The sequence below is a fragment of the Candidatus Nitrosarchaeum limnium BG20 genome, assembly GCF_000241145.1.
Lineage (GTDB): Archaea > Thermoproteota > Nitrososphaeria > Nitrososphaerales > Nitrosopumilaceae > Nitrosarchaeum > Nitrosarchaeum limnae.
Genome location: NZ_AHJG01000253.1, coordinates 1 through 6,647, shown reverse-complemented (window position 1 = coordinate 6,647; position 6,647 = coordinate 1). Strand labels below are relative to the sequence as shown.

Sequence of the window (6,647 nt, the reverse complement as noted above, 5' to 3'; positions counted from 1 at the left end):
ATTTTCAAAATACAAGACAAAAACTACAAACCTCAACAAATTTCAGCATTTATACTCCAAAAAATAAAAAAAGACGCAGAGGCTTTCATAGGCGAACCGGTTGATAAGGCTGTAATCACAGTGCCAGCATATTTTGATGATAATCAACGTCAAGCAACTAAAGATGCAGGTACTATCGCAGGTCTTGATGTTGTAAGAATAATAAACGAACCAACAGCTGCTTCCTTAGCATTTGGATTAGATAAAACAAAACAAGACATGAAAATTCTTGTGTTTGATTTTGGTGGTGGAACACTTGATGTCACAATAATGGAAATGGGTGGCGGTGTCTTTGAAGTAATGAGTACTTCTGGTGATACTCAGTTAGGTGGAACAGATATGGATAAAGTTGTAATTAATTACATTCTAGATGAATTCAAGAAAAAAGAGGGAATTGATCTATCTAAAGACAGTACTGCAATGGCCAGAATCAGAGAGGCTGCAGAAAAAGCAAAGATTGAACTTTCCACAATAATGGAAACTGACATTAATTTGCCTTTCATATCTCATGATCCTTCGTCAGGTGCAAAGAATCTTGAACTAAGATTAACAAGAGCAAAACTTGATGAATTAATTCGACCTATTATTGAAAGATGTAAACCTTCTATAGAAAAAGCACTCGAAGATGCAAAGATTTCAAAATCAGATGTTAGTAAAATTGTAATGGTTGGTGGACCAACCAGAATTCCACTGGTGAAAAAATTTGTTGGTGAAGTGCTTGGCAAAGAACCTGAATCTGGAATAGACCCAATGGAAGCAGTCGCTATGGGCGCTGCAATTCAAGCAGGAATTATAGCTGGTGATGTAACTAGTGATATTGTATTGCTTGATGTGACTCCATTAACATTAGGGATTGAGACTTTAGGTGGAGTACGAGAACCATTGATTGAAAGAAATACAACAATACCTACATCAAAAAGTAAAGTTTTCACCACTGCAGCAGATAATCAAACAGCAGTTACAATTCATGTGGTACAAGGAGAAAGACCTATGGCATCTGATAATGTTTCATTGGGAAGTTTTAATCTTACAGACTTGCCCCCTGCTCCAAGAGGGATTCCACAAATTGAGGTAAAATTTGACATTGACGCAAATGGAATAATTAATGTCGCTGCAAAAGATCTTGGTACAAAAAAAGAAGCAAAAATTACCATTACATCTAACTCAAAATTATCAAAAGAAGAAATTGAGAAATTAAAACAAGACGCTGAAAAATTCTCTGATGAGGATAAAAAGAAAAAGAAAAAATTGATCTAAGAAATGAGGCTGAAAGTTTTATTTACACTGTTGAAAAACTTGTCAACCATGAACTTAAAGACAAAATCTCCCAAGAGCAGGGAATTAAGGTTACTGATGCTGTTAAAGAAGTAAAAGAATCTCTTGATAAAGAAATTGATATTCTTAAACCAAAACTTGATACCTTAAAATCACTTGTTAATGAAATTACTACAGAACTTTACAAAAATGCTGCTTCTCAATCTAATTCAGACCAACAAAATACTGGTCAAAGCGGGTCTCAGAATGACAGTAATTCACAACAAAACTCTGAATCATCTACTGCAGATGAAACCAAAAATTAACCCATTATACAATTTATACACCAATTACAATTAAAGGATAATTTATGGCTGCAAAACGAGATTATTATGAAGTTTTAGGAGTTTCTAAAGCATCTAGCTCTGATGAAATAAAAGCTCAATATAGAAAATTAGCATTAAAATTTCACCCTGATCGAAATAAATCTGCTGAAGCAGGAGAACACTTCAAAGAAATTTCTGAGGCATATGCTGTTCTTTCAGATACTGAAAAAAGAAAAATCTACGATCAACACGGTCATGCTGGTGTAGATGGACGATATAGTAATGAAGATATTTTTCAAGGTGCGCGAGGTGACTTTAGTGATTTATTTGGAAGAAGTGGTGGATTTGATTCTATTTTTGAATCTATTTTTGGTAGAACAGGCGGATCTAATTATAGGCAACAAAGAGGCTCTGATATTCTTTATGAAACTTTAGTAACTCTTGAAGACGTTCTTCATGGTAAAAAAATGGAAATCAATCTACAAAAAGAAATTCTGTGTGAAATATGCCATGGTTCTGGATGTAAACCTGGTACAAACAAGAATACATGTTCAACATGTAATGGTCAAGGTCAAGTTCGTAAAAGTAGAAGCATGGGATTTGCTTCTTTTGTTACAGTAGAGCCATGTTCAGTATGTAGGGGAGAAGGTTCAATCATACAAACACCATGTAGTGAGTGTAAAGGAAATGGCAAGAAAAAAGGAACCAAAAAAATATCGTTTGACATTCCAAATGGTGTAGAAACGGGTGATTATACAGTCCCAGAAGAAGGAAATGAAATGCCAGGAGGAATTAATGGTGATCTAATTGTTAGAATTAGAGTTCAACCTCACCCTAAATTCAAGAGGGATGGAATGGATATTTTTTATGATCAAGACATATCTATGATTGATGCAGCTTTAGGTCGTGAAATTATGGTTCCCACACTAGATGGAACTGAAAAAATAAAGGTTGAATCAGGAAGTCAGCCTAACACAATAATTAAATTAAAAGGCAAAGGCGTACCACGAATGAATTCTAAAAATAGAGGAGATCAATTTGTTAGAATTGTTGTTAATATTCCAAAAAAACTCAATAAACATCAAAAAAATCTTTTAGAAGAATTTGAAAAGTCTAATGAGTAATAGGTAATACTTTGAAAATTGCTCTAGATGTTGATGGTGTGCTAGCTGATGTAATTGAATCATGGCTAATTTACAATAATAAAATCAGATCAAATATATCCAAAGATGATATCACTAATTGGGATTTTTGGAAAAAATTTAAAATTAATAGATTTGACTTTTATAAAGAATTAACTTTCTGTTGGAAAGATTGGAATTCTATTCCTCCTACAGAAAATGATTTATCTATTGCTACACAAAATCTTTCAAATCTTGGACAAGTTGATATTGTAACAGCTAGAGAACTTTCAACTGATTCTTTTGTAAAAAGTTGGCTTAAACTACATGATATATCTTATCAAAATTATGTTTCAGTAATTGATGGTACAATGAAAGCAAATTTAGATTATGATGTTTTTATAGATGATTCCCCATTGAATGCAATGAAATTTTTACAACATAAAAAAAAGGTACTTCTTTACTCACAACCATGGAATCAACACATTTCAGATCCAAACATTCAAAGAATCTCTACTATGTCTGAAGCCATTGAAAAATTAAAATTTTAATTATAGTTTTTTAATCAATTTTCTTACTGTAACTTGATGACCACTTCTTATATGAGAAACATGATATGTGTTAATTATTTCGCCAATTTTATCATCATTGTAAAATTTCGTATTATAATTTCCTAATACCTTTTTACAGTTACTACAATAAATTTCTCTGAATTCCATTTTCTACACAATTAGTTATTAATTGTATTTTAAGTAAAACAGTATAATAAAGAAACTTATTCTAGATTTTAAAAATTAGATCGCGGGAGTCGCCCAGCCTGGTCAAAGGCGTAAGGTTCAGATCCTTATCTTCTAGGAGTTCGTGGGTTCAAATCCCACTTCCCGCATTAATCATGAATTATTATCTAGAAATTTCCTAATTTTTTCTAAGAGAATACTGTTTACCATTTCGCCTGATACTTTTCCTCTTAGTTCTTTCATTGCAATTCCCATCAATGGACTGACAGCACGTTCTTTTTGATTTTGAATGATCTCTTTATTATTTTTCGTAATATCGTCTATGATTTTTTCACACTCTTCTTTACTTAGTGTTTGAATAGACGTATTTTTTATAGCATCTTCAATCGTTTTTGATTTTCCAGACATGATATTTTCAAAGATAATTTCAATTGACTCTTTGGTAATTCTTCCTTCTTCTAAAAATCTGAATGTTTTTGTAATTTCTTCATTTTTTAATAAATTAGAATTCAATCCATTTCTTTCTAAATTAGTAACAGTAGAACAAAGAATAGATGCTACAAAAATTGGTGCTGTTAAAGTTTTTTCACAAATTTTTTCAAAAATTTCTAAATATTGTGAATCAAAAATTTGTTCAGCTAATTGTAAATTCAAATTATATTTTTTTTGCAATTCATTTAATGACTCATCCCATGACTTTGGTATGTTATTTTTTGCAATCTCTAATTCCTTTTTCGTTACAATAATTGGAGGAATATCTGTTTCAGGATACATTCTTGATGCACCTGGTCTAGGTCTAAGAAATACAGTTTCACCTGTTTGAATGGCTAATCTTGTTTCCGGAGGAACTCCATTTTTTGCCTGACTAATTCTCTTAATTATGGATTCTATGGCAAAATCAATTTTTTCTAAAGGTGCTGCAATTATTAAAAATGCATCATTCTCATTTAATTCCAATATTTTTTTAACAATTGATACATCGTTATCTTCTATGCCATAATTAGGTAATTCATCTGAATGAAAAACTCCTCCAATACCATAAAATTTTACGAGCTGTCCAATCTCTTTTCCTAATCTTATTCCTTCATATGGTGAATAACCAAACATGCCTGCAAAATTTCTAATTCTTATTGCTTTGATTATTGATTTATCTTTTAACGCTTTTTGTATAATTTTTGATTGACAAATCTTAAAGTCATTTGTTATATCAAAAACATCCGTGTTTCTTGAAATTTCACTAAAATTAGATTTTTGTAATTTCTCAGCAATTTTTACAAGACCATGTTGTCTCTTTGCCTCAAATTCTACTACTTTCTCTAATTGATCTAATTGTTGTACTCCTTTGACTTCTACTACTCCTCCGCCATCTCTAACTGAAACATTGACGTCTTGTCTTATCGAGCCAATCCCGCGAGTGACCTTTTTTGTACTTCGTAATAGTCTTCCAAGAGCCAAAGCAATTTTTTTACTTTTTTTGAATCCCCTTCAACTGGTTCTAATGCAATTTCAATTAATGGAATTCCAAGTCTGTCTAAACTGTATTCTCGTATGTTTCCCTTATCTCCAAGCAATCTTGCAGCATCTTCTTCTAAACAAATCGATTGAACACCAATTTTTTCACCATTTACATCAATATGTCCTCCTTGAGAAATTAGCATAGTTCTCTGAAAACCTGTCGTATTTGAACCGTCAATCACTGTTTTTCTCATTGGATAAATTTCGCTAAAAATATTTGATTTAAGTGCTGATGAGATTATTAATACAAGATTTTTTGCATTACTGTCTAACTCGTGGGGAGGCTCTTCATCCTGCTCTACTAAACAACTACTTTCCAAGTTAGCATAATACAATATAGTTTTAGATTTTGAGCTCTCAAATAGTGCTGCTGGATCATATTCCCCTAATTCACTTTTAACAGCTCTTAATTTTCTTTGAAATTTTATAGAGTATTCATCTGATTCAAATGGTGTGCAACTACAGAATAATTTTTTATTTGTTGATAACTGCTGATGTATTTCAAGACCTACCTTTAATCCAACATTTTCAATGATAAATTCAGACATCCATACCACTCATTTTTTAATATGATATTTCAGAAGCAATGTTTTGAAGCATTATTTGCTTGACGTCTTCAAGTACTTTTGAATTACCTAAAGCCCACATAGCTTTGACAAGTGCTACTTCTGGAATCATGTTCTCTAATGGAATTATTCCTAAATTAAGTAAATCTCGACCACTTTCATATACTGTCATGCTCACTCTGCCGTCAATACACTGTGATGTCATGCCTAAGAAAATTCCTTTCTCATGGGCTCTCTTTACATTCTCATACATTGTTTTTCCAATATGTCCTAAACCAGTACCTTCAAAAATTATTCCATTATAATCCATCTCAATGATTTTTTCCAAAAGATCCGGTTCATATCCTGGATGATATTTTATTAGAGCAACTTTAGTATTTAGATTTATTTTTGGCTGAAATTCTTTAATTTTGAAAAAATCATCTTTTGAATTTCTAATAACTTGATCATTTAAAACAATAAATGCTGGATTATCTCCAATTGTCTGAAATGCCCCTCTTTTACTAGTATGGTTTTTTCTTACTCTTGTTCCTAAATGACACGCAATTGTTTCATCATTTTCATCCTGATGCATTACAATATACACACCATTTGTTTTACAAGCAACAAGAAATTTTATAGCTCCAATCAAATTCAGTGCTGCATCTGAAGATGCACGATCAGAGGATCTCTGTGAACCCACAAGTGCGATGGGAATGGGAAATCCTGCTAGTGCAAATGATAGAAATGATGATGTGTAATGCATTGTATCTGTCCCATGTGCAATAATAATTCCAGAATAATCAGAAGTTGAATAATTTTTTAATTTCTCAGCAATTTTTAACCAATGTTGCGGCATTATGTTTTCTGAATACTCTGAAAATAATACAATTGCGTCAACATTGGCAATTTTAGCAAGTTCAGGAACTGATGAATTGAGTTCCTCAGCAGTTAAAACTGGAGTCACTGCACCAGTTCTGTAATCTACCTTACTTGCAATTGTTCCACCCGTTGATAATAAGAGAATTTTTGGTAAGTCTGGATTTTTTTCCAAACTTTCTTTTATTTCAATTTTTTTTTCAGGACTTTGTATTTTTTCTATTTTTTTAA

General features: G+C 31.9%; 3 protein-coding genes, 1 tRNA gene and 2 pseudogenes. 4 read left to right on the top strand and 2 right to left on the bottom strand.

Features of this window, described 5'->3' with window-relative positions:
• The 4 genes and pseudogenes from dnaK (at nt 1) to BG20_RS09050 (ending at nt 3,626) form a co-directional block, all read left to right on the top strand.
• Nucleotides 1-1,619 (top strand): annotated as a pseudogene (gene dnaK, locus BG20_RS09065) (molecular chaperone DnaK).
• Between the two features lie 44 nt (nt 1,620-1,663).
• On the top strand, nt 1,664-2,743 hold the full coding sequence (dnaJ, locus tag BG20_RS09060) for a molecular chaperone DnaJ (protein ID WP_010194225.1): 1,080 nt from the start codon (nt 1,664-1,666) through the stop codon (nt 2,741-2,743).
• A gap of 11 nt (nt 2,744-2,754) precedes the next feature.
• Nucleotides 2,755-3,291, top strand: coding sequence for a 5' nucleotidase, NT5C type (locus tag BG20_RS09055; RefSeq protein ID WP_010194224.1), 537 nt, complete (start codon nt 2,755-2,757; stop codon nt 3,289-3,291).
• 250 nt (nt 3,292-3,541) lie between these two features.
• A tRNA-Leu gene (locus BG20_RS09050) sits at nt 3,542-3,626 on the top strand.
• 4 nt (nt 3,627-3,630) lie between these two features.
• Here BG20_RS09050 and gatE read toward each other — a convergent pair.
• Nucleotides 3,631-5,540: pseudogene (gene gatE / locus BG20_RS09045) on the bottom strand (Glu-tRNA(Gln) amidotransferase subunit GatE).
• A 16-nt stretch (nt 5,541-5,556) separates the two neighbouring features.
• On the bottom strand, nt 5,557-6,647 hold a 1,091-nt coding region (gene gatD / locus BG20_RS09040), incomplete at its 5' end, for a Glu-tRNA(Gln) amidotransferase subunit GatD (protein ID WP_010194221.1).